We start from the raw sequence: 25,311 nt of genomic DNA, 5'->3' as shown, positions 1-25,311 counted from the left end.
TAACATCCAAAATTATGCCCTTTAGCAGCAACGCTTTGTTTTAATCTTGTATCTGGTTGGGTGATGTGGTGTCCCCATCCAAAACTGAGACGTAGAGTGGTTTTTGGTTTTTGGTATTTTTGAATACTGCCTTAAATGGTTGCAAATAGAAGTTTACTACACTATCAAATGGCTTTCCTTCATCACCAGGCAAACCTAAATCGAGATCCTCATAGCTCTTCGGAACGTACAATGTACCAAACATCCAGTCCCAGATTGCGAAGATCTTTCCGTAATTTTTGTCGTAATACTTAGACTCGTTAGCGTGATGAATATAGTGTTGAGCTGGACTAATGAAAATATGGCTAATCCAATAAGGAAATGCTAGCCAGATATGAGAATGGCGGAAATTACCAGTGAGGTGAAAGACGAACAGCAGAAAGGGGATACCATTGAGATATAGAACCTGCATCTGGCTGCCGAACAGATAAGTCCACAATCCTATGGCTACACCAGAGCAGATAGAAACCGCCACTGTTTGGAAAACATAATCGATAGGATGATGGCGGTATAAAGTCAGCGGGGTTAGCACTTCAGCAGTGTGATGGATTTTATGGAATTCCCAGATTAGAGGACTTTGATGTCTGAGGTAATGATTGTAGAAATAGCCAAAGTCAATAGCCAGGATCAGAAAAATACTAAAAGCGACATGATGCCAAAACTGTGGTTCTGTGACTGGAAAAAGGCTAGTTACGCCAGTTAGGTAGCTTAAAAAGTTGCTGACTACATTAGCAATAGCTGTTGCAGATATAACTGTGGCAATGGGAACTATGACAAAGCTTTTGATCAACGCCATAGGCAAATAGTTCTGTAAATCCAGAATTGCTGAACGATGAAGATAAACTTCTTTGGGAAAGCAGTATTCCAGAAAGCTCTTCTTCTCTTCTGTCTTCGCAAGGTGCAGTAGATAGAGCAGCAGTGTTATTAGTAATGAGGAAAGTAGGTAAAGCCAGTAAATCTGAGAATCCGGCACCACTAGCTGTTTTAGTGGGTACAAACAGTTCCTTAATATTGATGTCATTATTTCCATAGGATTTTCCTGTGAAGATAGACGCGGAGAATATGCTGGATCAGCCAAATTAATTTGGTGTCACTCAAACTATAGAATAGCTTAAAGTGTGTATTCTCAAACAGAAACCTTACACCCATTAGTAATTGGTAGGGTAATATTACAGCGCTCGACAATTTCTGGCAATTCCTTCTCGATATCGATTGCGGTTCCTCGTTTGGCAATCTCTTTAATTTCTTTGAGAATCTTAGCCACTAAATCTTTGTCTTCAGCCAGTTCATTTCTACCAATCTGCTTTAGGGCGAGTTCAACAGCAGTCAACCCCGATTGCATCCCTAAGGCAAAGCTACTTTTTCTCCCTAGAATTTCTGGACTTAAACTTTGATAAAGTTCTTCATCTTTAGCCACCGCTTTAACATGAACACCTGCATAGTGGGTAAAGGCATTTTTGCCTACCAATGGGTGATGAGGAGGAATAGGTATGTGGGAATGCTCGCTCACCAAATCGTATAAGTCTTTTAAACACCCCAGTTCCCAATAGGTTTTTTCCTCAACCATATCCGTTAAATTTATGAGTAATTCTGCTAAATCGACAATGCCAGATCGTTCTCCTAGTCCCATCACAGTTACATCAATAATGTCAGAGCCTGCCCTGTAAGCCTCTAGTGCATTCGCTAAAGCTAAACCTCTATCATTGTGACAATGAACTTCTATTTGTGGATATAAGTTCCGTTTTGCTAGTTCCTCCTTCAGGGTTTTCACATAATAATAAATACTGCGGTGCTGATGAAATGGTGTTGTGTATCCAGTCGTATCAGCTATGCTAATAATATTAGCTCCTGCCTGTACTGCTGCGCTCGCTGCTGCAATCACATTTTCTATCGGTGAACGAACTGTATCTTCCGGCGTATAGCGAATTAATAAGTTATCCTTTTCTTTTCTGGCATAAGTTATAACTTCTACAATTTTCTCTATAGCTTTTTCTAAACCTATGTCGTAGTCCTGTTGCAATCGTTTCTGGGAAACACTAAAAAAGACACCTAAAAAGTTTACACCACAGTCCAGTGCTTTTCTGACATCGTCTATTCGGCAAAGTGAATGAGCACCTATCTTTGCCTTGAGTCCGGCGTTAGCAATTTGGGTTACAGCTAAAGCAATTTCACTATCTACGGCGGGATTACCAGCTTCAATAATATCAACTCCTATTTGATCTAATAACTGAGCAATTGCCAATTTTGTTTCAGGAGAAAAATAAACTCCTGGGGTTTGTTCGCCCTCTCTCAAGGTAGAATCGAGAATTTGAATCATATCTGCTATAGATTTAGGTACAGATTATCACTAAAGGTTATCTGTGGTTAATTATACGTGAATCTTGGATATCAAAATACAGGTTTTTGTAAATTTGTCATGCCTTAAAACTACCCTAAAAGTCAATTTGTGAGATTTGTAGCCGAGTTAAATCAGAATTTGCGCTATGTAATTACTGTAGAATAAAGTCATATATATTACAATAATGCTTGAAAAAGTGAGGGCTAAATGCATACTTTATCAACCCCATTCTAGGCGATCGCTCCTGAATTTTTTTTAATTGCTCGTTGGGCGTAGATATTAACATCTCGATCAAGATCGTATCAGCCATGAGAGACAAGGCAGGTAGACATATCTGCACTGGAGATAGCAGAGAGTGGTAAGCGCCTTTTCCCGTAGCCGTGGATGTGGCGACACGATACTGCAATTCTTAGCCCCTGATTTCTGGATGCGATGGCGCAAAGCACCCGCATTGCGATCGCTTAAAATAGGCAAAGTTTTCAATTAATACCTTTACTGTTTGCCCTGCCAAACAATTTCCTTGACTTTGATTTGTTTTGGTATCAAGTTAATTTTGTAGAAAGTATCGGCCACCTCTTGCTGTTTACTAATTACTTCCTCAGTCAGTGGGAGTACATCATACTCATGCCGTTTTTCCGCTAACTCCAACACAGAAGCATCTATACCCAAAGCAGGGGAGAGTAACTTAGCAACTTCAGCCGGATTATTTTTTGCCCAGCCACTGACTTTCTTAACCTGATCTAGAACTATGTTCAAAGCATCAGGATGCTTGTCAACAAAAGACTTAGCAGCCAAATAATAGCCACGATTGGCAGCTAATCCCGTCGCATCTGTTAAAATGCGTGCGCCAGTTGCTGCTTCTGCTGCTGCTAAATAAGGGTCCCAAATTGCCCAAGCATCGACTTTCTTGCCCTCAAAGACAGCACGGGCATCAGCGGGTGAGAGCGTTACTGGCTGGATCTCGCTGTATTCTATCCCAGCCTTGGACAGTGCTTTCACCAATAGGTAGTTAACGTTAGAACCTTTGACAAAAGCGACTTTTTTACCCTTGAGTTCAGCCACACTTTTAATCGGTGAATCCTTGGGAACAAGGATGGCTTCAGCTTTCGTACTCCAAGGATCATAGGCAACATAGACTAGAGGGATACCTGCTGCTTGGGCAAATATAGGCGGTGCTTCCCCAGTGTAGCCAAAGTCAATGCTGCCAGCGTTTAATGCCTCTAACATTGGGGGTCCAGCGGGAAATTCAGACCAAGTTACGGAAACACCAGAGGCTGTCAATTTTTCTAACTCCCCTTTTACTTTCAGCGCATAGAGGATGGTTGAAGCTTTCTGGTAGCCAATGCGAACTAAAGTACTACTGACTGCGGCATTTCGGCTGCCTGCCGGCGTTGTCCCCTGGTTGTCGCTAGTGTTGGCAGAACAAGCAGAGATAGCCAAAGTTAAACCTAGCCCAACGGCAAACAGTAAGGCAAAGCTGCGGATTGTTTGCTGTGGGAATTTTTGGCAGATGGCGAGGGCGTTTCGCCCGGAGGTTCTAGCCGTGCCTAAGAGTCGGGATAGAGAGAACTTAGTCAACATAATTACTCTGCTTTTTGGGGTAATAAATATTTCAATCTTCTGCAAATAAACATAAATATACGGTAATTTGGTCAAATTACCGTAGTTTAAACTGCTAAAAATATCACTTTTTCGGGGAAATTATGCCGTGGCACCCAAGGATACTAGTTCACGAGAGTCCACAGTTGTGCTGAACTGGTTTACCGGGCGGGTAGTTCAAGATTCTCGCGCAGAGTTCGGCCTTGTTACTCAGGTAAATACCGAAAAATTTCCATAATGCTATTTCTGACTAATGGTTTCTGGTGTGATAGCTGCATATTGTTCAGTAGTCAGCATTGCTTCCTGAATCTTCAGGGGTTTAGGGATTATTTTTTCTTGGGCGAACAAATCTGCAATTCGCTGCTGATTCGCCATAATTTCTGGAGTAATTGGTCTTAAGCCATACCTCCGTCTTTTAACCATTGTTGTTAAAATATCCTCATCTAGTTTGAGTTGAGGGGCAGTAAGTTTGACAACTTCAGATGTGTTATTCTCAGCCCATTGTCCGAGATTATTTATCTCCTCCAAAACTAGCCGCACTAATTTCGGGTTTTCTGTGGCAAAATTTCGCGAAGCCATGTAATATCCTCCTTGAGTAGAAATGCCGCTGGCATCTCTTAAAAGCCTAGCTTTGGCTTTTTTTTGTGCTACAGCTAAATAGGGGTCCCAAGTTACCCAGGCATCAATTTTTCCCTGAATAAAGGCATCACGGGCTTCCGAGGGAGGTAGACTCAAGGCTTGAACGTCACTATATTTCAAACCACCCTCTTCTAAGGCTTTTATTAAAAAGTAATGGGAAGCAGAACCCTTTTGAAAAACTATTTTTTTGCCCTTTAGGTCAGCTAAAGTCCGAATCGGTGAATTATCTTGAACTATAATTCCACTCCCTTTGCCACTGGCGGGTTTGTTGCTAGCGATATATACCAATGAAGTGCCAGCCGCTTGGGCAAATATGGGGGGGGTTTCCCCAACCGAACCAACGTCAACTTTACCTACATTCATCGCTTCCATCAGTTGTGGACCAGCGGCAAATTGTGCCCATTCAACAGAAACACCTAAAGGTTGCAGACGTTTTTCAATTACCCCTTTAATTCTAACAATGTCACCAGAACTCTGATATCCCATGTGGATAACTTTAGTTTTAAAACCAGTAGTAGTTTTGGTCTCTGCTTTCGGGGTTTCAACTGAGCAACTAATTAAGGTAGTTGAAAAAGTCAATAATCCAGGTAATACCAGTCGGGAAAAACGCTGAAAAATGTTGATTTTGGGTAGATGTAATGAGCTAGTCATGGAGTGATATTTATTGATTTTTGATTAATGTTTGCCGAATTAATAGAGCAACATATTGGTTGCTAATTGGTATTTGTGCAGAAGTGATTACCAATTACTAATTCATGAAAATTGCAGGTTTTTTTGGAATAGTTCGAGGACATTTTTCCAAGCATCGGTAGCAGCTTCGAGATTGTAGCTAGCACGATGGTTGCAGAAAAAGCCATGATCTGCGCCGGCATAGCGAAAGACAGCATGGGGAATCAGATGTTCTTTTAAGGCCGCTTCCACCTGCTCGGTATCTTCTAAGGGAATTCCCTTATCTTCATTGCCAAAGAAAGTGTAAATTGGCGCTTTGATTTCTGGTGTGCGGTTGATGGTAGGTTCGCCACCGCCTGGTGTAGAGTTAGGAATCCCACCGCCGTAGAAAGAAGCTGTGGCTTTGATATCCGGTAAGGTGGCGGCTAGGTAAACAACATGACCACCAAAACAGAAACCTATAGAGCCGATCGCTTCCCCTTTGACATTGGGTAGGGTTCGCAAATAGGCGATCGCGGCTTGAACGTCGCTTAATATTTCCTCGGCTGTGGTTTGCTCCTTATACTTTCTCCCCAATTGAACATCTTCAGAGTTGTATCCACCCTCGAAACCAGGAGCAGTGCGTTGAAACAGAGTCGGTGCGATCGCTACATATCCCTCATCTGCCAGCCTCTGGGCCACTTCTCGAATATGTTTGTTCACCCCAAAGATTTCTTGAATCACAATCACTGCGGGAAAGGTTCCCTCATGATCGGGTTCAGCCAAGTAAGCATCAATTTGCAAGTCTCCATTGGGGACTTTAACCTGAGTCGTGCGAATTCCTGTGTTTGTCATCTTAGCGATTAAGCCGCAAAAAATTGTGGCTAGGATATTTTATGCTGTGTTTTTCCTAATACTACTAAATCTTTACCGATTTACCGTAGTTTATAGAGTAGTATTTCACAAACGATCAGCAAAGGCAAGTCCTTGACATTTGCCGCCACTTAACAGTCGAAAAGCTGGGCCGATAAAGCTAAAGAGTCAAAATTCTTACTTTCAGCAAATGTAGGTAGGATTTGGCAGACTTGACAAGCTATGGAAGGCTGTACCATTTGAAAGCTACTGATTTTTGTAGCCCAAAATCCTGATCAGGAAGTTAGGGTCTAATACCCCTACCCTACGGGAACGCCAGGTACGTCTACACGTAGAAAAGTATTTCAATCGGGGTTGAAATCACCGTCAGAAACAGTTTTGAATTGTTTATTCGACATCTTTGGTTAATTAGAAAATGGAGTCAAGATATGTCTCAGAAAATTGCAATAGCCATTATCCACGGACTTGGGACAGCTAATCCGGAGTTTGCAAACGAAAAAAATCCGGACAAATTTGTTAGCGGTATTGCCCAGCAGCTAAAGTCTCGGTTTTCAGCTCTAATGGGTGAAAAACTGGAGGATGCAGATTCAAAACTTAAAATTAAACCAGTGTACTGGGCACCAGTCCTTCAGGATATTCAGGATGAACTAGGTAAAAGATTGTCACTTGACAGTCTCAACAACTTTTTTGGACTCCGTGAGTTCGTATTTCATTCTCTAGCAGATAGCATTGGCTACCAGATTACTCCTACCAAGAGAAATATCTACGACGCAGTACATCAAAAGTTTGCTGAAACCCTGACAGAGTTAGCTGAAGACGGTGGAGAAAAATATCCTTTGTGCGTTATCGGTCATAGCCTTGGGTCAGTGATAGCAAGTAACTATATCTGGGATCTCCAAAATGAGACAGCCAACATAGAAATAGGTAACACTCCATTACAGAAGGGAGAAACGTTATCGCTGTTCTACACTCTCGGTAGCCAAATCGCTCTCTGGAGACTGCGGTATAGCGACTTTGGCACTCCAATCGCGGTGCCTTCAGTAGAACTCTCAAAACATTACCCAAAGATCAAAGGTGAGTGGCTCAACTTCTATGACAGGGATGATATTCTCGGATATCCCGTCAAGAATATAAATGACAAGTACAAGGCTGTTGTTAAAGCTGACATAGAAGTCAATGCTGGTAACGCTCTGATTAACTTTACTCCTCTCTCACATAATGGGTACTGGACAGACAGTGAAGTTATTGAACCGATTGCTCAAGGTCTTGTCAAAACGTGGAAGCGTGCCTATCTCTAAGCTCGTTTTGTTCATTGCAGAATAGTCAATCCTTCGGCAAAATTGGAGTCGTTCTAGGTCTTTAGAGCTACTAAAAACCGTCACTATAGCCGCTAGGTTCAGTGGTATGGCGTGTAGTTTACCATAGATATATGGACAAACGCTATTTTTTGCAGATTAGTGCAGCATTAGTAGGCACAGCCTTTTTCTTACGCTATATCAATCGGAGTTCAGAAACTATGGCAACTTCCAAGACTGAGTTTGAAATTACTAAACCGGAAGAAGAGTGGAACAAAACTTTGACGCCGGAACAGTTTTATGTATTGCGGAAACATGGAACTGAACGCGCTCATACCAGCCCACTCGATAAACAATACACTCAAGGCACTTATCTGTGTGCAGGGTGTGAACTACCATTATTTACTTCAGAAACGAAGTTTAACAGTGGTACTGGCTGGCCCAGCTTTTTTAACCCCATTGAGGGTGCGATCGCGACTACAGTAGATCGTACGTTATTTATGACTAGAACTGAAGTGCATTGCAGTCGCTGTGGCGGGCATTTAGGTCACGTATTTAACGACGGGCCTGCACCTACTGGTAAGCGCTATTGTATGAACGGTGTGGCACTGAAGTTTATTCCTGCCTGATGAATTTAGAGACGTTGCAGACAACGTCTCTATAACTCTGGAATATAGAGCTGATGACTAAACCTCAAACTCAAAAAAGTATCAACTACACCCGTGTGCTCCACCTGAGTCATATAATTGACGCAGATATTCCCCAATGGGCAGGAGACCCCCCAGTAGAATTTGCCACCGTCGCCGAGCTGCCAAAAGATGGTTATTACCTACGGCGTTTCTCCTTGGGGGAACATAGCGCCACTCATATCAATGCCCCTAACAGTTTTTACAGTAGCGGTATAGGAATTGACCAATATCCTGCTCAGTCGCTAGTTGTACCAGCAGCGGTCATAGATATCCGCCCATCTGTGGCAGTCAATCCAGATTATGTTCTCACCATTGCAGATATTCTCGCTTGGGAGGAACAATTCGGCGAGATTCGCAGTAATAGTTTGGTGCTACTTCATACTGGCTGGCAAGATAAGTGGCTTGATCAAAATGCATTCTTTAACCAAGATGCCGAAGGAATTATGCATTTTCCAGGGTTTGGCAGTGATGCTACCATCTTCCTGCTGAAAGAAAGGCAAATCGCCGGGATAGGAATTGATACTCATGGTGTAGACTCAGGGGAAGACACCACGTTTGCAACTAACCGCCTGGTACTATCACAGCCGCGGATTGTGTTAGAGAATCTCACCAATTTAGAACAACTACCACCTCAAGGCACTACTTTAGTGATTGGAATTCTCCGGTTACGGGGTGGTTCTGGTTCTCCCGCAGCTGTGATGGCGTTATTTTGAGTGATTAGTAAGTAAGCGCAAATAATTAGAAGATAATGTACTCAGTGTTACGGCTTCCGTCCATTTTAAGGGGTTATCTGGATATTATTTATGCAACTTCATAGAGAAAATAGCAAAAAAGCCCTGCTTTTGAAGGGGGGTTAGAGGATGTTTTAAAAGTCCTTGGTGATGTATCAAAAATATTGAGATCCTCCTAAATCCACGCCAGTCGCTCATGGGGAGCCACTGCATTGGGCGGCTCCGCCGACTTGTTCGCGCAGCGTCTCCCCTTGGGAGAAGCATGTGGCGTGGAGACCCCCTTTCCCCGCGCTGGCTCCCCAATCCTTGGGGGACTTTGACTCCAATTCCCCCATTTTTAAGGGGGGCTAGGGGGGATCTCGATACGACTTGATACTTTACAAACATCCTCTTAGGGGGATCTTCGATAGATTCAAAAGTTAACCGAACCGTATTGGGATCTAACTTATGCAACTTCACAGAGAAAATAGCAAAAAAGCCCCCCTTTTGAAGGGGGGTTGGGGGGATCTAACTTATGCAACTTCACAGAGAAAATAGCAAAAAAGCCCCCCTTTTGAAGGGGGGTTGGGGGGATCTAACTTATGCAACTTTATAGAGAAATGGTATGACAATAATTTATTAATGATGATAAATTAGTATCACTTTGTCGCTAAATGATGTCGATACCCAAAAATAGCATCCTGTTCACTTTTTCACTAAAATATATGCCGTAGCATATTCAGGCAGTTGGCTAATGTGCTTCCCAAAATCTTTCTTATTCTGAAAAATACCTGCCAAAAAATCGAGTTGATAAAGATTGGGTAAAAAAGCCCCACCTGTATCGGCAACAATTCCCATTCGCAGGTGTTTGCGTCCCCCTTGATTATGCTCAATCACAATCACTTTACCTAAACCAATATTTAAGACATCTCCAGCAAAAGTCACCCCAGGTTTGATAGAAATTTTTGCATCTATCTTATATCCATAGCCTTTGATAGCATCAACCTTTCTAAAATACCAATAACGCTTTTGTGCTGTAGCTTTTAATCCCCGAATGTAAGACATTCCATTATTTCTATCTACATTAAAAAATGCTTTAGAGCCATCGGTGAAATTAATCAGTACGGTTCCTTCCATTAGTGCTTCTTCTAAACCATCACGAGTCAGATAAGCAAGAGGTTCAACCTTACCAAATTCCTTACCCCCTGGTTCGTAGATACCTGATAAAACATCTTGCTTTGTGTATTTGTTGTAAAACTTGTCAGCAGCAAAATTTTCCTTTAAACTATAAAGTGGTATGTTATATTTAGAGGTTTTAGTGCGAGAACCTGGATGAGTAAAAACAGCATATTTTGTAATTCGCAGTTGCTTCTGACTCCGGCTTTTTGGGTTGTTAGCAGACCATTTGATAACTCGGAAATGAGTATTAATAAAATCAGAGTTTTGTAAACGACTTGCTCGATTATTAGCAATGTCCTCCCTTAAGACAGAAATCATGAAATCTAAGGTGTTGAGGATATCTTTTACAGTTACTCCTTGACTGCCCAAAATTCCTGTACGCAAAATATCTGGATCTGCCGTAGCGTAGTCTTGAAAATATTTTCTGGTATTAGAGAGAACGCTTAAAAAATCTGCTTGATTAAAATTAACCTTAGTGGTTGGCAGTTTTGTTGGAGTTAAAATCTGACTGCCATTAATGCTAAATTTATATTTTTTCCACTCATCGATTACTTGATAAGGTGCAGATGTAGATGCCGAATATTTTTCAGATAAAGGTTTATCTTGCGTTTGTTGAGGAATAACAGGATTTGGAAAAACTGAGGTAAGAAGACTAACAGTCTGTGTTTGCTGTGGGGTAAAAATCTCCTGCTGAGTACCGGATAGATTCTGTGTAGCTTGAGCTTGTGGGTTTACGTGTTCATTTTTTGACTGGTTATATAGATAGCTACTGGCTAAACCAACGAGTACTAAAGTAGAAATACCTAAGGAGTTGCGGAGTTTTTGGCTGAATAGGATACTCATAATAATTGCACTTGCTCAATATCTGAACTCTACTAATTTATATCACTCGTCCATCTCTTTTAATGTAGCTAATGCTGAAGGAGATAAGCGGCTAAGATAGCGGAATATCCAGTATTTGAATATTGTGTTTAAAATCACAGGAAATGTAGCGATAAAGGTAAATATCGCACTTCTACTCGCTGGTAGACCCAAATGTTCTGCTAAACCTTCAAGAAGAATCTCCCAACCATGTGGTGAGTGGAATCCTACAAATACATCTGTTAACAAAATAATAATAAAAGCCTTGGCACTATCGCTGAGTCCATAAACAATTTCATCGAGAAAAGATTTCACGATCACAATTTCTTTCTTGTTCAAAGCGATGATCATGCCAAATGTAATAAGTGATATAAAATCAGCAAAAACATTGCTGATAGCACCACTACTTTTACTCTGAAAACTTTCTGCTATCTCAATAGCTTTGTGGTGAACTTTTTCTTCTATCGCTACTGGTGAAAATTCTGGTGTTTGATGAAGTAGACTTTCAAATTTCAATTTCTTTTCAAAAATCTTTAATTCGCTAAGAGCTTCTGTTTCCATTTCTGAATTAAGGAAAATTCGAGTTTTGTTTTCACCTCTGACCCTTTCTACTATGGGGGTTACTAAGAATTGCTTAGAAAAATGCTGAGTTAGTAGCGGTACAATCATGAGAATTAATAAAAATCTGATTGCACTTCTTGTGCGATTTGTAGTAATTCGGTAATTCCTCACAAATCGTTCTTCTGCCTGCGGTGAAAAATCTCGTTTAATTCTATTTATTGTTCTACCAATAGATCTAGGCAACACTCCATCTTTTTGAGATAAAGCTGGCATTTTATTAACATCATTAGATGAATTTGACTGTTGTTTGAGTACCTGAGGTGTAAGTTTTAGTTGTTGAGAAATTGGCTCTAAAGGACTGTTACTAATTTGTTCATCTTCTGGGGCATACTTAGCTATTACTTCATCAATAAACTGGAGTTTTTTTAAAATGATGGGGTCTGAGCTATTGATCAAGCTACGACTCAAATTAAATTCCCCTAATCTGAGATTGATAATAGCCAAATTTTTATCTAGATATACCTGCCAATAAGACATGACAGTCTCATCATAAATTCCTGATTCAGGAGAAATTTTTTGGTTGTTAAATTGTTCTATTTCAATATTTTTAATAATTTGAGCCGCTTGGTAAGCTTCTAGGAGCGCTCTTTCTGGTGTATCTAAACACCATTGCTGAAATTTGTGCCAGTAATCTGTAATCTTTGCGAAAAGAGGTGCTTTCATAGCAGATATTTTTGCTCTATATATCTAGGTAATCTGGTAATTTACTAAACATCAATAATTGGTAAAATCCATCTGGGAATATTCTTAGATATTATCCACTACTTTTTAAAATAAATACGGGTCTAAAGAATACCTTAACAGACGCCTATCCTCACAAATTAGTTTCAATTAGCTAGCTTTCGGTTAAGCCCAAAATCAGGTGAAATGACAACAAATGCCAAAAAACCGCGAACAAGGGTTTAAAAATCGCCTTGTTTGCGGTTTGCTACATTTATGGACTTAGTATCAGTTCATGCAGGCTCATCGCTTCCTTGAGGAAAAGTTAGTCAACTACTGACAATCCCGTCATGCTAGTCCAACCAATTTTGCGCTCAGTTCCCACATGCGTTCAGCTTTGTCATCATCGCTTGCTTCGGCAGAGACTTCTTGAAGAAAAGACTTGCCTTGTTTCTTCTGTCTATTTCCCCAGCTCCAATAAGCACCAGATTGGCTGTATGCTGGATCTGAGACTACTTCTGCAACTCGCTTACCAGATTCTTCCTCGGTGACGAAACCCCCAGTGATGTACTTCTGAAAAAGTGGGAAGAGTTTCTGAAATAGGGGATAGTGGTTTCGGAATAGGGCTGTTGTGGCAACGCACCCAGGATAGAGTGAACTAAAGGTGATTCCGTGCGACTCGTGATAGCGCCGATGCAATTCTCTCATGGTCAGCACGTTGCAGACTTTGCTGTCTTTGTAAGCTTTGACAGGCTCAAACTTCTTACCGTCAATCATCACGTGGGGCCCTTTAAACCCTGCTGCAAAACCATCCAGATTTCCTAAGTCTGGACGGGGTGGAATCTTTCCTCCCAACTCTTTCGGGTTGTGGGTTACAGTTCCTAAAATGACTAACCTCGGCTCTGAGGATGATGAGTTCTTCAGGTCTTCAAGGAAGAGGTTACACAAAAGAAAATGACCGAGGTGATTTGTGGCAACGCTCAATTCATATCCGTCTACGCTTCGCAACGGCTCCTTGATTAAAGGCATATAGATTGCGGCGTTGCACACCAAAGCATCTAGGGATCTACCGCTTGCCCTGAAGTCCTTAACAAACTGTCGAACACTCTCTAAGGAGGCTAAGTCGAGGTGCATTATTGTGTAGCTGTCCTGGGGCATTCCCACAGATTGGGCAGCATTTTCGGTTTTCGATAAATCCCGACAGGCCATCACCACATGCCATTGCCCCATTTGGGAAAGTGCTTTCGCAGCTTGCAAGCCAACCCCCGATGAGGCACCCGTAATCACGACTGTTGACTTCCGATGTTGTTCCATTCTGTTCAGACTTCGTTAACTGTCGTTGAGATAATTGGAGATGTCTAATGTAGAGATGTTTTAGGAAACGTCTCTACAATGATGGACTTTCCTTTACCCAAGATTATCAGGATCTACCCCTAATTCCCGCAATTTTTCTGCCAATTGTTGGGCGCGTTCGGCTTCTTGTTGGGCGCGTTCAGCTTCTTGTTGCGCTCTTTGTTCTGCAAACTTAGCTCTTTGTTCTGCAAATTGTACTTGCTGTTGTGCTGTGGTAATTTGTTCTTGTGGTGTTGGGTAACGTTTGCCGGCTTCGTCATACCAATACATCCATTCCCTTGTGACACCGCAATAGTTTCCCCGTTCACAACCAATTCCTAAGCCTATTTCTGGTAGCCAAACTGGGTTTCCTGGCTGTAACTCGTACTTGCCATTAACTAATTTATGCACTTCTAGGTGTGGTTTGCGACGACGACGAGAAGAATAAATCACATAATAAAGAATACCTAAAGCTGCATATTCTTCTAACTTTGTGCTGTATTCTTTACGATAATTTGGGGAAACTACCTCTAATACGAAAATTGGGAGAACGTTTTCATCCCATAAAACATAACTAGGGCGCAGTTCTTCATCATAAAATCTTTCTACCCCTAAACTCAGGAACCCATCGGGGACAATTGGCGGTTTATCAGGGTGATAATAAATTCCCATGTCTACCGCAAAAAACCAGTCCATTTTGTCTGCCCAAAGTAGGAGCAAGATGGCTTTGAGTAAACCTGGTATTAATTCTTGTAGTTCATTATCCACAGGTGTTTCGTCAGAGTCGGGTAGTTCTTCGGCTGAGGGTAAGTACCTTGGTAGGTTTAAATTTAACATGATGAGTTGCTCTAAGCACTTATAATAATTATAAGCAAATCTAACTGGCACATCTTTTATGTGTCTTGTTTCCAGCCTCTGTTCTACCCGAATACGCTTGGTGTTAATGATAATTGTCGGTTGGCGCTTTGCTCTACCCAACCTACTGGTGTGGCAAAACTAAAATGATGCATAAAAACCTCTTGTGGGGTGGGCGTCGCACTGCGTGCCGCTACGCTAACGACGGACCAGAACACCCATAACAGGCGAGACGCAAGAAAATTATAATGCACAAATTTAGTCTTGCCACTCCACTAGGTAAATACTGGCTTTTAGCCTTCACACCAAGCTTATTGAGATATTAGGAGAATAAATTAATGAACAATAAATACACACTTCCAGCAGCAGTGATAGGCATATCAATTGCCCTGATACAGCCGCAAGCAGCAAGGGCAATATCTAGTAATAATCAAGTAGATGTAATTGGTGAGAGAATCACCGTATTAATCGACAGTAAAGAACCAGGTTCTGGAGTGATAGTTAAGAGAGAAGGCAATACATTAACCGATACTTTATTAAATCGGGGAAATGCCCGTGATAAATTAGGAAATAAGCAGGCTCAAATAACTGATTACGACCAAGCTATCAAAACTAATCCCAATGATGCCCAAGCATACTACAACCGGGGAAATGCCCGTGCTGAATTGGGAGATATGCCGGGGGCAATCACCGATTACGACCAAGCTATCAATATTAATCCTAACTTTGCCGATGCCTACTACAACCGGGGAAATGCCCGTGCTGAATTGGGAGATATGCCGGGGGCAATCACCGATTACGACCAAGCTATCAAAATTAATCCTAACTTTGCCGTAGCCTACTACAACCGGGGAAATGCCCGTGCTAAATTGGGAGATATGCAGGGGGCAATCACCGATTTCAACCAAGCTATCAATATTAATCCCAACTATGCCGAAGCCTACACCAACCGGGGAACTTTACGTGCTGAATTGGGAGATATGCAGGGGGCAATCACCGATTTAAACCAAGCTATTAAAATTAATCCTAACTTTGCTAAAGCCTACTACAACCGGGGAACTTTACGTGGTAAATTGGGAGATATGCAGGGGGCAATTACCGATTTAAACCAAGCTATTAAAATTAATCCTAACTATACCGAAGCCTACGGCAACCGGGGAAATGCCCGTGCTGAATTGGGAGATATGCAGACGGCAATCACCGATTTCAACCAAGCTATCAAAACTAATCCCAACGATCCCCTACCCTACAACAACCGGGCAAATGCCCGTGCTAAATTGGGAGATATGCAGGGGGCAATCACCGATTTCAACCAAGCTATCAATATTAATCCCAACTATGCTAATGCCTACAAAAACCGGGGATTTGTCCGTGCTAAATTGGGAGATATGCAGGGGGCAATCACTGATTACAACCAAGCTATCAATATTAATCCCAACTATGCCGATGCCTACTTCAACCGGGGAAATGCCCGTTATAAATTGGGAGATATGCAGGGGGCAATCACTGATTACAACCAAGCGATCAATATTAATCCCAACTTTGCCGATGCCTACTTCAACCGGGGAAATGCCCGTTATAAATTGGGAGATATGCAGGGGGCAATCACTGATTACAACCAAGCTATCAATATTAATCCCAACTTTGCCGATGCCTACCTCAACCGGGGAATTGCCAGTCTTGCATTGGGAGATAAGCAGGGGGCAATAGCTGACACTCAGCAAGCTGTAGACCTCTTTCAGCAACAAGGAAATAAAGAATCGTATCAAAAAGCGCTGCAACTTCTTAAGCAGCTTCAGCAGCAGTTAAGCTTAATTAATTACCAATAATTTAATCATTGTTTTTGGATTTTATAAAAAATTGGACTACAGCCAATACGGTTTGGTTAACTTTTGAATCTAGCGAAGATGCTGGTAGGTTGGCTTGGGGATGTAAATCTAACTTTTCCAAGACTTTGTTGGGTTTCAACTCGTTCTACCCAACCGACAATTTTCTGCTTCTTGGTCAAAAAATTACTTGAGTTTGCTTAGAGGTTGTTTGAAAAGTATCAAAATTGATCTAGATCCCCCCTTGCCCCCCTTAAAAAGGGGGGTAAAACTTCTTAAAGTCCCCCTTTTTAAGGGGGATTTAGGGGGATCTGCTAGTGCTTAATACATCACCAAAAACTTTTCAAACATCCTCTTAGGGTGGCTGGGTCTTTACTTGCTGGTGTTAACTGTTTGACGACACAATGATGATTTCTAGGTCGTTTGGTGTCTTTGGCTAAAAAGGTTGTGCCAAAACCCCCTTGTCCTATCTGTTTGATAATTTGGTAGTGTCTGTCTATATTCCTACCAAACATGAGATTCACCCTATTCCCTGGTAGTAATTTTTGCTAATTTAATGTTCATCGTGACACAATTTTGATATTTATTGATATAAAGTATATTTGATAAAGTATTAGCCCTGGCGACTGGAAGTCGCGGCTACACAAACAAAGTCCGCCTGCGCGGACTAAATTATCTGATTCCTGATGAATTATTTAGACAAATGCCTTTGATGCAGCCTACAATTATATTTATGTTTTCTTATTAATTAATTGTAATCACTATTTAACTGCTATATGAGTCTAAGTCTGTGCATGATTGTGAAAAATGAAGAAGCTGCACTGCCTAAATGCTTGAGCAGTGTTAAGGATATTGTAGATGAAATTGTGGTTCTAGATACAGGTTCAAGCGATCGCACTCCAGAAGTCGCAAAAGCCTACGGGGCAAGGGTTTATCACTTTCAATGGTGTAATGACTTCAGTGCTGCCCGAAATGAAGCCCTAAAATACGTCACAGGTGACTGGATTTTGGTCTTGGATGCCGATGAAACGCTGAAACCGGAAATTGTGCCGGCGCTGCAAGAAGCAGTCAGTAGGGACGAATATCTGCTGATTAATCTGGTTCGTCAAGAAGTTGGGGCGGAACAATCACCTTATTCTATGGTTTCTCGGCTATTTCGCCATCACCCAGATATTCGCTTTGAACGTCCTTATCATGCTTCGGTGGATGACAGTGTGGCGGTAATTTTAAGGCAAGAACCTCATTGGGAGGTAGGCTATTTACCAGGGGTGGCAATTCTCCATTCAGGATATCAAAAAAGGGCGATCGCACAATTCAACAAATTTGCTAAAGCTCAAGCCACAATGGAAGAGTTCCTCGCAACCCATCCTCATGACCCCTATGTGTGCAGTAAGTTAGGGGCATTGTATGTAGAAACTGGGAAAATCGCCCAAGGTATGGATTTACTGATGCGCGGAATCGCTGCTACTGAAGAGAACTATGAAATTTTGTATGAATTGCACTACCATTTGGGCATTGCTTACAGTCATCTGCAAAAGTCCCCAGAGGCAATTTCTCAGTATCAAGCTGCCATTAAGTTGCCGATTTATCCGATGCTGAAACTGGGCGCATACAACAATCTGGGCAATTTATTTAAAACATCTGGAGATTTTAACGGTGCAAAAGCCGCTTATGAAACAGCTTTGAAGATTGACCCTAATTTTATCGCCGGACATTATAACTTAGGAATGATATTTAAGGCTTTGGGTTTATTTACAGATGCGATCGCATCTTACCAAAAAGCTATCCGCTTAAATCCCAACTATGCCGAGGCTTATCAAAATTTAGGGGTAGTGCAGTTAAAGGTGGGCAATGTTAAAGCTAGTTTAACAGCCTTTGGAAATGCGATCGCTATTCACAAACAGCACAACCCCCAAGAGGCGGAACGACTACGCCAGGGATTGCGAGAGATGGGTTTGATGTGAATTACCCAGCCCTAACACTCGAACTCAGGAATTCGAGTCAATATCAAAGGCGAGGACACTTTCGATGCATTTCAAGATTTCAGACTTAACTCTTTCGTGTTCGGAGTGGGGTAAATAGGCATCTCTAGCCTCAACACTAGAAAAAGTCATGACAAATCCGTGAGTGTAGCCTTGGTTTAGTCCTTCGGGACTAGAATTTTGTCCACCAGAAAAGTAGGTGATACCTGGAATTAATTGCTGAAGTTCTGCCAGTAGTCCGAACAAATAAATAATTTTCTCAGTTGTAACTTCTTCTTTGAAGTTTAGTAGAACGATGTGTTGCACTTGTGGCATTATTTTGGCTATTAAATAGCTATTTTTAACTAATATGCCATAAGCAAGTCTTTGAAGTCCAGGATTAAAACTGGATAATTCAGGCTGGAAGTGGGAAACTTCAGCCTGAAATTAATTTTGAGCTAATGTAGAAGAGACCAAGATGATGAATTGTGGCAAATATTCTGATAACTGATTTGAGACTAAATGCGCGATCGCACAAATTTATCTAACCTATCCAAGCCCTTTTCAATAGTTGTCATATCGGTGGCGTAGGAAAGGCGAATATTGTGATCAGCACCGAAAGCAACTCCCGGAATTACTGCAACTTGGTGTTCTTCCAACAAGGCGTCACAAAATTCCAGGGATTTAAGCCCGGTTTTGCTGATATCTGGGAACAGGTAAAAAGCGCCGTCAGGTTTTACAGTACTCAGTCCAGGAATGGCGTTGAGTCTGTCTAACATCACTTGTCGCCGTTTAGCGAAAGCTTGACGCATTTCTTCCACACAGTCTTGATTACTTTGTAGCGCCGCGATCGCACCATATTGGGCAAAGGTACACACGTTAGAGGTACTATGCCCTTGGATGGAACTTGCAGCTTTGATAATTTCCACTGGCCCTGCTAAATAGCCAATACGCCACCCCGTCATCGAGTAAGCTTTAGCAAACCCATTGCTGATCAAGGTGCGGTTAAAAATTTCCTTCCCTAGGGAACCAATGCTGATGTGTTCTGCACCGTCGTAGAGAATTTTTTCGTAAATCTCGTCAGAAACAACGAAGATATCTGCATCAACTACTACTTGAGCCAGTGCTTTGATTTCCTCTGGCGTGTAAACCATCCCTGTGGGATTAGATGGGGAGTTGAGGACAAATAGCTTCGTTTTGGGTGTGATGGCTTTACGCAGTTGTTCGGGTGTAATTTTATAACCCGTTGAAGCATCTGTCTGGACAATAACTGACACCCCACCGACTAAAGTCACCATTTCCGGATAACTTAGCCAATAGGGAGCAGGGATAATTACTTCATCACCCGGATCAATTAGCGCCACTATCAAGTTGTACAGCGAATGCTTACCACCATTAGTGACGATCACATTTTCTGACTTGTAATCAAGACCGTTATCAGTTTTGAGCTTGTGGGCGATCGCTTCCCTTAACTTTGGTTCTCCAGCTGCTGCACCATACTTGGTTTTGCCTTCATCCAAAGCTTTTGCTGCTGCGGCTTTGATATGCGCTGGGGTATCAAAATCTGGTTCTCCAGCGCTGAAACTACAAACATCTATGCCCTCTGCCTTTAGAGCCTTAGCTTTAGCTGCGATCGCTAAGGTTATGGAGGGTGTTACCTGACTTACTCTTGCTGCCAGCTTCATTCTACTTTATTCGGCGAATCTCTATCTCATTTAAGGATATCCCACAATCCCGGTCGAGATTTGCATTTGGCAGAATTCCCCAGACGGTAGCTCATTGCTAAACATCTGCACAGCATAAATCTGACCATCTGCCCTAGTAACAATTCCATAACCAAATTTGCTGATCTTGGCGGTGAGGAGATTGGCGCGATGCCCATTACTATACAAATAGCGTTGCCGAATTAGGATGAAATATACCAGAAATGCTAACTATATAGATAGCAGATCATCCCTTAAATTCAGCAACGCCGATGCCAAAATAGCGAATATTAAATTACTTAATCCAAATCGCCTCTAGCGGCTTTGTTTTGGGCTAACTCTTTTTCAATCTCACTACGTTCATAGTCCTTGGCGCCAAAAGATCGCTTCAGCGGGTTATTACCTAATTCTTCACCGGCTCGTTTCAACATATTTATGGGATTTTTTTGCCGACTTCCAGTTCCCAAATCTTTAGGAATCACTTCACCCGCTCGCTTGCCACTTTCGATATAATCCTCGCCTGTTGCTGGTGTATTTAATTTTGCCTTCGTCCGTTCTTTAGTGGTGTAGTAAGGTCTATTCGCCTCAGTTCGTTCTGTTTTGCGTTCTTTAGTCGTATAGTAAGGGCGATTTATTTCTACTTGGTGGCTTTCTGCCGAATAATAACCAGCCGCTTGAACTAAAGGCGCAGGTAAGCTAATTAGCCAGATTACACTAGCCAGTACGACTATGGCAAATTTGCGGCGCAATTGACTAAATACTCTCTTGATTTCCAACATTGGGAAAATTTCCTCGGTGCTCTTTTACGAATGCTTGAATGTTACAAAATTTCCCGCAGAGCTTACTTCTTCCCCTAGGCTGGTTACTTGTATATAAAAAGTAAGGTGGTTTTTATGCGTCTTAGCACGAAGAATCTCCTGATTTCTAATCAGGAGATTGTTAAATTAGCCTCCTGTATATAGCAATTCCCATTCAAGTGAGGTACAACAAGCAAGAATTAACCGCAGATGGAAGAGAATGGACGCAGATGAACGCAGATAAATTTGTACCTCATTGGACTAGGAAACGCTATATGCTTTTCAGAAAGGATTTAGATGTGAGGTCAGGCTATCGTGATTAGAGGTGACAAATAAACATCTTGAATAGCGTGAAACAGCTTCACTCCTTCTTCAAAGGGACGCTGGAATGTCTTCCGCCCAGAAATTAATCCTGTACCGCCAGCCCGTTTGTTAATTACAGCAGTGCGAACAGCTTCGGCAAAATCATTTTTACCAGTTGCGCCTCCAGAATTAATTAGTCCTGCACGTCCACAATAGCAATTGAGTACTTGGTAACGAGTTAAATCAATTGGGTGATCGGTGGTTAATTCTGTATAAACCCGCTCATCAGTTTTGCCGTAACTTTTACCTGTGGCTTTGGCTACTGCACCATAACCGTTGTTGCATTCGGGTAACTTTTGTTTAATTATGTCTGCTTCGATGGTTACACCCAAATGATTAGCCTGTCCGGTAAGGTCAGCGGCGACGTGATAATCTTGATCTTGTTTAAAAGCGCTATTTCGCAGATAACACCAGAGTACTGTGACTAATCCGAATTCATGGGCTTGCTTAAAGGCTTGGCTAACGAATTGAATTTGCCTGGTAGACTGTTCTGAACCAAAATAAATAGTCGCACCTACCGCCACCGCACCCAAATTCCAAGCTTGTTCCACATCAGCAAACATTATCTGGTCATATTGGTTAGGATACGTTAGCAGTTCGTTGTGATTGAGTTTGGCAATAAAAGGGATTTTGTGGGCATACTTGCGGGAAACACTGCCCAATACGCCCAGGGTTGTAGCTACAGCATTGCAACTGCCTTCTATTGCCAGCTTGATAATATTTTCTGGGTCAAAGTAAATCGGATTTGGTGCAAAAGATGCTCCGGCTGAATGTTCAATTCCTTGGTCTACTGGTAAGATGGAGAGGTAGCCAGTATTTGCCAGACGACCAGCAGAGTAAAGCTGCTGGAGATTTCGCAATACTTGAGGATGGCGATCGCTATTTAACCAAACTCGGTCTATAAAATCCGCCCCTGGTAGATGTAGCAAATCCTGTGAAACTTTTGCTTTGTAGGTGAGCAGGTCTTCGGCTTCTTTCCCTAGCAATGATTCGATGTAATTGGCTTCTAAGAGTGTTGCAGTCATAGTATTTTCCTCACAGGTTGGGACAATGACCTTGCTTTCACTAAGATAACATTCTGATTATTTGCAACTGGCTAATACTTGGATTAAGTAATGTATATTCTGGCAAATTATTCTTGAGTATCCTAAAGTAGATACTTTATAGTCTGATGGCATCTACCAAAAGCTATAAATCAAAAGAATGAGTAATGCAAAATTAGTCTACATCTGACTAAAAACTGTTGATGGGTAGATGAGATATTCTTTTTAGTGCCATATTTTTATTAGTTATAACCAGTAATATCCGGTTTACTTACATCTTGCACTTAGCCCGACTTCCGGTCGCCTGCTGCAAGATGTGAGTTTAAGGTTTTTTTGTGAATTTATCAATCCTGTGGAATTTGACTAACATCAAAAATGGAGTAATTTTATGGGTTACAGATACATCAATCAACTTGCAACCACAGAGAATATTCAAAAGTTTCTAGAATTTGTCGATTTAGCTGCGGGGTCTGGTGTAGATACCAATAATGTTTTTGATTTAGATGACCGATTTCGAGATAGTCCGCAAATGCAAATTACGATGAAAAAACTGGCAGAAGATCCAACTTCTGTGCAAATGATTGCCGAGAAGTATATGGGATCTGATTATGATTTAGAAACGATGTTAAAAATGCCAAAAAAATCATTAGGTTGGACTTATGCTAAAGTAGTAAATGCCTTAGGCTACGACCCCAAATTTTATCGTCTGCGCCCTATGGATTCGGATGTAGATTATGTGTTGAATCGTTGGCGTAAAACCCATGACTTACATCACATTTTGACAGGTTTTGCCCTTGATTCTCAAGGAGAGTTAGGAGTCATTTCTGTTACAGTTGCTCAAATAGGTCTGCCAGTATTTTTATTTCTTGACTTAATTGCATTACTAATGAGTTTTCTCAATGCTGGAAAGAACGACCAAGGATTAGAAAAACTCAAGTTTTCGTTTGATTTAATTTCAGCAGGAATTCAGATGGGAAGGGAAGCAAAACTTTTATTTCCCATCAAGTGGGAGGAAGGATTTGAACGACCTTTAGATGAATGGCGAGAGGAATTAAATATTAAACCGATTTTGGCAGGAAATTTTAGTTGGTACAGTAATCCTATATTGCAGGAAGCCATCTCTTAATTTATATCCAATTGGATAATTATCAACGGGGATTTGAGAATAACTCATCTTTCAAGCATGATGAGTTATTCCTGATGAAAATCTACTGGGATGAAAGATTTGACGCTAGACGGTATCCATCTCTGCAATGTCCGGCTAAGGTTATTGCGGATGAATACTATGCCAGCTTTTAACCCTGATTGACTAGCAGATGTCTCCCAGTTGCAACAGCAAAAGAGTGCCGAATTGCGCGACTTGGGAAGGCTTCCTTATCCAATGATGCGCCAGCGTGGGGAAAAGGGTTTTCGCCGTGTTAGCTGGGATGAAGCTTTACAATTGATTAGCGATCGCTAAGTGCCACAACACCAAATCGCCTCAGTTTCTATATTACCAGTCGCGGCACCGTCAACGAAACTCACTACGCCACTCAAAAAGCCGTGCAATGGGCAGTAATAATATAGATAATGCCGTAGTCCGTCTGGAAAGACTTACCGGCAACCTGAGCTAGAGTTAAATTATAGACAAACGACTTTAAACTGAGATTTTGGGGGTTGAGAACAGAAAGATGTTCAAATACAATCCTTTAGAGTGCCTACCTTCATCGGCAGAATTACCAGATTCTGATGATACTCCCGTGGATAACGAACTACAAATCTTAATTCCCAATTTATTATTAGCCATCTTAGCCACCATCTGGCAAACCCGTGATGACTGGTTTTTTGGTATTAACATGGGAATTTATTTTACACCCAGTAAACCTGCCATTGTTCCCGATGGTTTTTTGAGTTTGGGTGTAGAAAGATTTGTTGGGGAACATGGACGTTCCAGCTATGTCCTTTGGGAAGAAGAAGGAATTCCGCCAGTTTTAGCATTAGAAATTGTTTCTCAAACTTATAACGGTGAATACGAACAAAAGAAACTAGATTATGCCCAGTTAGGCATTTTGTATTATGTCATTTATGCGCCAACACGGCTACGTCGCAGACGTCAACGTTTAGAAGTTTATCGCTTAGTTGAAGGCAAATATATTTTACAACCTGGGGATGAAGTCTGGATGCCAGAAGTTGGTTTAGGCATTGGCAGAGAAGGCGGAACTTATCAAGGAATCACGCGAGAATGGTTGTTTTGGTATGATGAAAGTGGTGACAGATATTCTACACCAGAAGAATTAGCAGTTAAGCAACAGCAACAGCTAGAGCAAAGTCAACAACAGCTACAGGAACTTTTAACGAGGTTACAACAGAAGGGAATTGACCCAGATACAATATAGAATATATACAGCATTTTCAGGTAAATGAGGTACGCAGGTAGGGGCACAACAATGTTGTCTACTACGATAATCTGTACCTCACCAAGTTGCAATCTGCTGTATATACTTGCGCTGAAACTCATGGAAGTGTAACCAAGGGAGATTAAGCGTTATCTCACAAATAACGGAATAAGTCCTTTCTATAATTGGTTTGATTCTCTACAAGATAGAAAAGTAAAAGCTAAAATCAGAGCTAGACTTGACAGGGTAGAAGAGGTTAATTTAGGCGATTATAAATCACTTGGATCTGGGGTTTATGAACTGAGAATTGATTACGGTTCTGGGTATCGTATATACTTTAGTCAAAAGGGGTTAACAATTATTATTCTTTTGTGCGGTGGTGATAAAAGCACCCAGGAAAAAGATCTAGAGAATCCTGCGCGGGGAAAAATTCAATATCTACACTGGCGAGGAGAGAATTAGCACCACGTAGAACAGGCGTCTCGACTGTCATAGTCTCTCGTGACGTCCTACATTAGATTATGATAAAAATAGATATGCAATATGCTCATGCACTCGTCACGATAGCGGCGGTTAATTTTGAGAATTTGGTGAATTTCTATACCAAGTTACTAGAACAGAACCCAGCCAACCTGATTCCCAATGTCTATGCTGAATTTCAGCTTGCTGGTTTGCGATTAGGTATTTTTAAACCAAAACAAATACATGAATCGGAATTTAACATCAGTGCCAACAGTCCGCTAAGTTTGTGTTTAGAGGTGAGTAATTTAGAATTGGCGATCGCACATCTGGCATTTTTGGGTTATCCGCCACCCGGAGAAATTACCACTGCGTCCCACGGTAGAGAAATTTACGCCTACGATCCTAACGGCAATCGTTTAATTTTACATCAATCCCACAACTAA

The 25,311-nt window shown here is 41.6% G+C and carries 23 protein-coding genes and 1 pseudogene; 10 read left to right on the top strand and 14 right to left on the bottom strand.

What is annotated here, in order from left to right; genetic code table 11:
• Positions 1-40: 40 nt before the first annotated feature.
• From CYLST_RS01475 to CYLST_RS01455, 5 genes are all read right to left on the bottom strand, one after another.
• A complete protein-coding gene (locus tag CYLST_RS01475) occupies positions 41-1,069 on the bottom strand; it encodes a sterol desaturase family protein (RefSeq protein ID WP_015205932.1) in 1,029 nt (342 codons plus the stop codon).
• A 96-nt stretch (positions 1,070-1,165) separates the two neighbouring features.
• Entirely contained in the window at positions 1,166-2,356 is a 1,191-nt protein-coding gene (locus tag CYLST_RS01470; RefSeq protein WP_015205931.1) for a LeuA family protein, read from the bottom strand.
• Between the two features lie 513 nt (positions 2,357-2,869).
• Positions 2,870-3,958 carry a sulfonate ABC transporter substrate-binding protein gene (locus CYLST_RS01465; protein ID WP_015205930.1) on the bottom strand — a complete coding sequence of 363 codons (1,089 nt, stop codon included), beginning with the start codon at positions 3,956-3,958 and terminating at the stop codon, positions 2,870-2,872.
• A gap of 258 nt (positions 3,959-4,216) precedes the next feature.
• The gene (locus tag CYLST_RS01460; protein ID WP_015205929.1) at positions 4,217-5,266 is read right to left on the bottom strand and encodes a sulfonate ABC transporter substrate-binding protein; all 1,050 of its coding nucleotides are present in this window, start codon (positions 5,264-5,266) and stop codon (positions 4,217-4,219) included.
• A gap of 102 nt (positions 5,267-5,368) precedes the next feature.
• Entirely contained in the window at positions 5,369-6,118 is a 750-nt protein-coding gene (locus CYLST_RS01455) for a dienelactone hydrolase family protein (protein WP_015205928.1), read from the bottom strand.
• Between the two features lie 446 nt (positions 6,119-6,564).
• On the opposite strand from CYLST_RS01455, the gene CYLST_RS01450 reads away from it, so the two are divergent.
• The 3 genes from CYLST_RS01450 to CYLST_RS01440 all read left to right on the top strand — a co-directional run bounded on the left by CYLST_RS01450 (position 6,565) and on the right by CYLST_RS01440 (position 8,833).
• Positions 6,565-7,434, top strand: coding sequence for a hypothetical protein (locus CYLST_RS01450; protein WP_015205927.1), 870 nt, complete (start codon positions 6,565-6,567; stop codon positions 7,432-7,434).
• Positions 7,435-7,565: 131 nt separating this feature from the next.
• Positions 7,566-8,060, top strand: a complete 495-nt coding sequence (gene msrB / locus CYLST_RS01445) for a peptide-methionine (R)-S-oxide reductase MsrB (RefSeq protein WP_015205926.1) — start codon at positions 7,566-7,568, stop codon at positions 8,058-8,060.
• Between the two features lie 53 nt (positions 8,061-8,113).
• Entirely contained in the window at positions 8,114-8,833 is a 720-nt protein-coding gene (locus CYLST_RS01440; RefSeq protein ID WP_015205925.1) for a cyclase family protein, read from the top strand.
• A 702-nt stretch (positions 8,834-9,535) separates the two neighbouring features.
• On the opposite strand, the gene CYLST_RS01430 is transcribed toward CYLST_RS01440, so the two are convergent.
• From CYLST_RS01430 to CYLST_RS01415, 4 genes are all read right to left on the bottom strand, one after another.
• Entirely contained in the window at positions 9,536-10,852 is a 1,317-nt protein-coding gene (locus tag CYLST_RS01430; RefSeq protein ID WP_015205924.1) for a hypothetical protein, read from the bottom strand.
• A gap of 42 nt (positions 10,853-10,894) precedes the next feature.
• Positions 10,895-12,154 carry a proton extrusion protein PcxA gene (locus CYLST_RS01425; RefSeq protein WP_015205923.1) on the bottom strand — a complete coding sequence of 420 codons (1,260 nt, stop codon included), beginning with the start codon at positions 12,152-12,154 and terminating at the stop codon, positions 10,895-10,897.
• A gap of 345 nt (positions 12,155-12,499) precedes the next feature.
• On the bottom strand, positions 12,500-13,465 hold the full coding sequence (locus CYLST_RS01420; protein ID WP_015205922.1) for a protochlorophyllide reductase: 966 nt from the start codon (positions 13,463-13,465) through the stop codon (positions 12,500-12,502).
• 93 nt (positions 13,466-13,558) lie between these two features.
• Entirely contained in the window at positions 13,559-14,320 is a 762-nt protein-coding gene (locus tag CYLST_RS01415; RefSeq protein ID WP_015205921.1) for a Uma2 family endonuclease, read from the bottom strand.
• A 356-nt stretch (positions 14,321-14,676) separates the two neighbouring features.
• On the opposite strand from CYLST_RS01415, the gene CYLST_RS01410 reads away from it, so the two are divergent.
• Together CYLST_RS01410 and CYLST_RS01400 are read left to right on the top strand one after the other, a co-directional pair.
• On the top strand, positions 14,677-16,167 hold the full coding sequence (locus tag CYLST_RS01410; protein ID WP_015205920.1) for a tetratricopeptide repeat protein: 1,491 nt from the start codon (positions 14,677-14,679) through the stop codon (positions 16,165-16,167).
• A gap of 773 nt (positions 16,168-16,940) precedes the next feature.
• Positions 16,941-18,128, top strand: a complete 1,188-nt coding sequence (locus tag CYLST_RS01400; RefSeq protein WP_015205918.1) for a TPR domain-containing glycosyltransferase — start codon at positions 16,941-16,943, stop codon at positions 18,126-18,128.
• Positions 18,129-18,152: 24 nt separating this feature from the next.
• Here CYLST_RS01400 and CYLST_RS01395 read toward each other — a convergent pair whose 3' ends face one another.
• From CYLST_RS01395 to CYLST_RS01380, 5 genes are all read right to left on the bottom strand, one after another.
• Entirely contained in the window at positions 18,153-18,461 is a 309-nt protein-coding gene (locus CYLST_RS01395; protein WP_015205917.1) for a Dabb family protein, read from the bottom strand.
• 182 nt (positions 18,462-18,643) lie between these two features.
• Positions 18,644-19,810, bottom strand: a complete 1,167-nt coding sequence (locus CYLST_RS01390; protein ID WP_015205916.1) for a pyridoxal phosphate-dependent aminotransferase — start codon at positions 19,808-19,810, stop codon at positions 18,644-18,646.
• A gap of 30 nt (positions 19,811-19,840) precedes the next feature.
• Positions 19,841-20,017: a CAP domain-containing protein gene (locus CYLST_RS35675; RefSeq protein WP_245587455.1), complete on the bottom strand. Its 177-nt coding sequence runs from the start codon at positions 20,015-20,017 to the stop codon at positions 19,841-19,843.
• 110 nt (positions 20,018-20,127) lie between these two features.
• A complete protein-coding gene (locus CYLST_RS01385; RefSeq protein ID WP_015205915.1) occupies positions 20,128-20,607 on the bottom strand; it encodes a hypothetical protein in 480 nt (159 codons plus the stop codon).
• 323 nt (positions 20,608-20,930) lie between these two features.
• Entirely contained in the window at positions 20,931-22,013 is a 1,083-nt protein-coding gene (locus CYLST_RS01380) for a class I fructose-bisphosphate aldolase (RefSeq protein WP_015205914.1), read from the bottom strand.
• Between the two features lie 406 nt (positions 22,014-22,419).
• On the opposite strand from CYLST_RS01380, the gene CYLST_RS01375 reads away from it, so the two are divergent.
• From CYLST_RS01375 to CYLST_RS01365, 5 genes and pseudogenes are all read left to right on the top strand, one after another.
• A complete protein-coding gene (locus CYLST_RS01375) occupies positions 22,420-23,157 on the top strand; it encodes a Coq4 family protein (RefSeq protein ID WP_015205913.1) in 738 nt (245 codons plus the stop codon).
• 81 nt (positions 23,158-23,238) lie between these two features.
• Positions 23,239-23,605: pseudogene (locus CYLST_RS32975) on the top strand (molybdopterin-dependent oxidoreductase); the annotation flags it as partial.
• A 96-nt stretch (positions 23,606-23,701) separates the two neighbouring features.
• Positions 23,702-24,406 (top strand): Uma2 family endonuclease, encoded by a 705-nt coding sequence (locus tag CYLST_RS01370; RefSeq protein WP_015205912.1) that lies wholly within the window; start codon positions 23,702-23,704, stop codon positions 24,404-24,406.
• A 141-nt stretch (positions 24,407-24,547) separates the two neighbouring features.
• Entirely contained in the window at positions 24,548-24,868 is a 321-nt protein-coding gene (locus tag CYLST_RS32970; protein WP_245587505.1) for a type II toxin-antitoxin system RelE/ParE family toxin, read from the top strand.
• Between the two features lie 74 nt (positions 24,869-24,942).
• Positions 24,943-25,311, top strand: a complete 369-nt coding sequence (locus CYLST_RS01365; protein ID WP_015205911.1) for a VOC family protein — start codon at positions 24,943-24,945, stop codon at positions 25,309-25,311.

Origin of the sequence: Cylindrospermum stagnale PCC 7417 (genome assembly GCF_000317535.1) — a bacterium.
Classification (GTDB): domain Bacteria; phylum Cyanobacteriota; class Cyanobacteriia; order Cyanobacteriales; family Nostocaceae; genus Cylindrospermum; species Cylindrospermum stagnale.
Note: the sequence above shows the minus strand (reverse complement) of the source record. Positions and strands in the feature narration are given on the sequence as shown.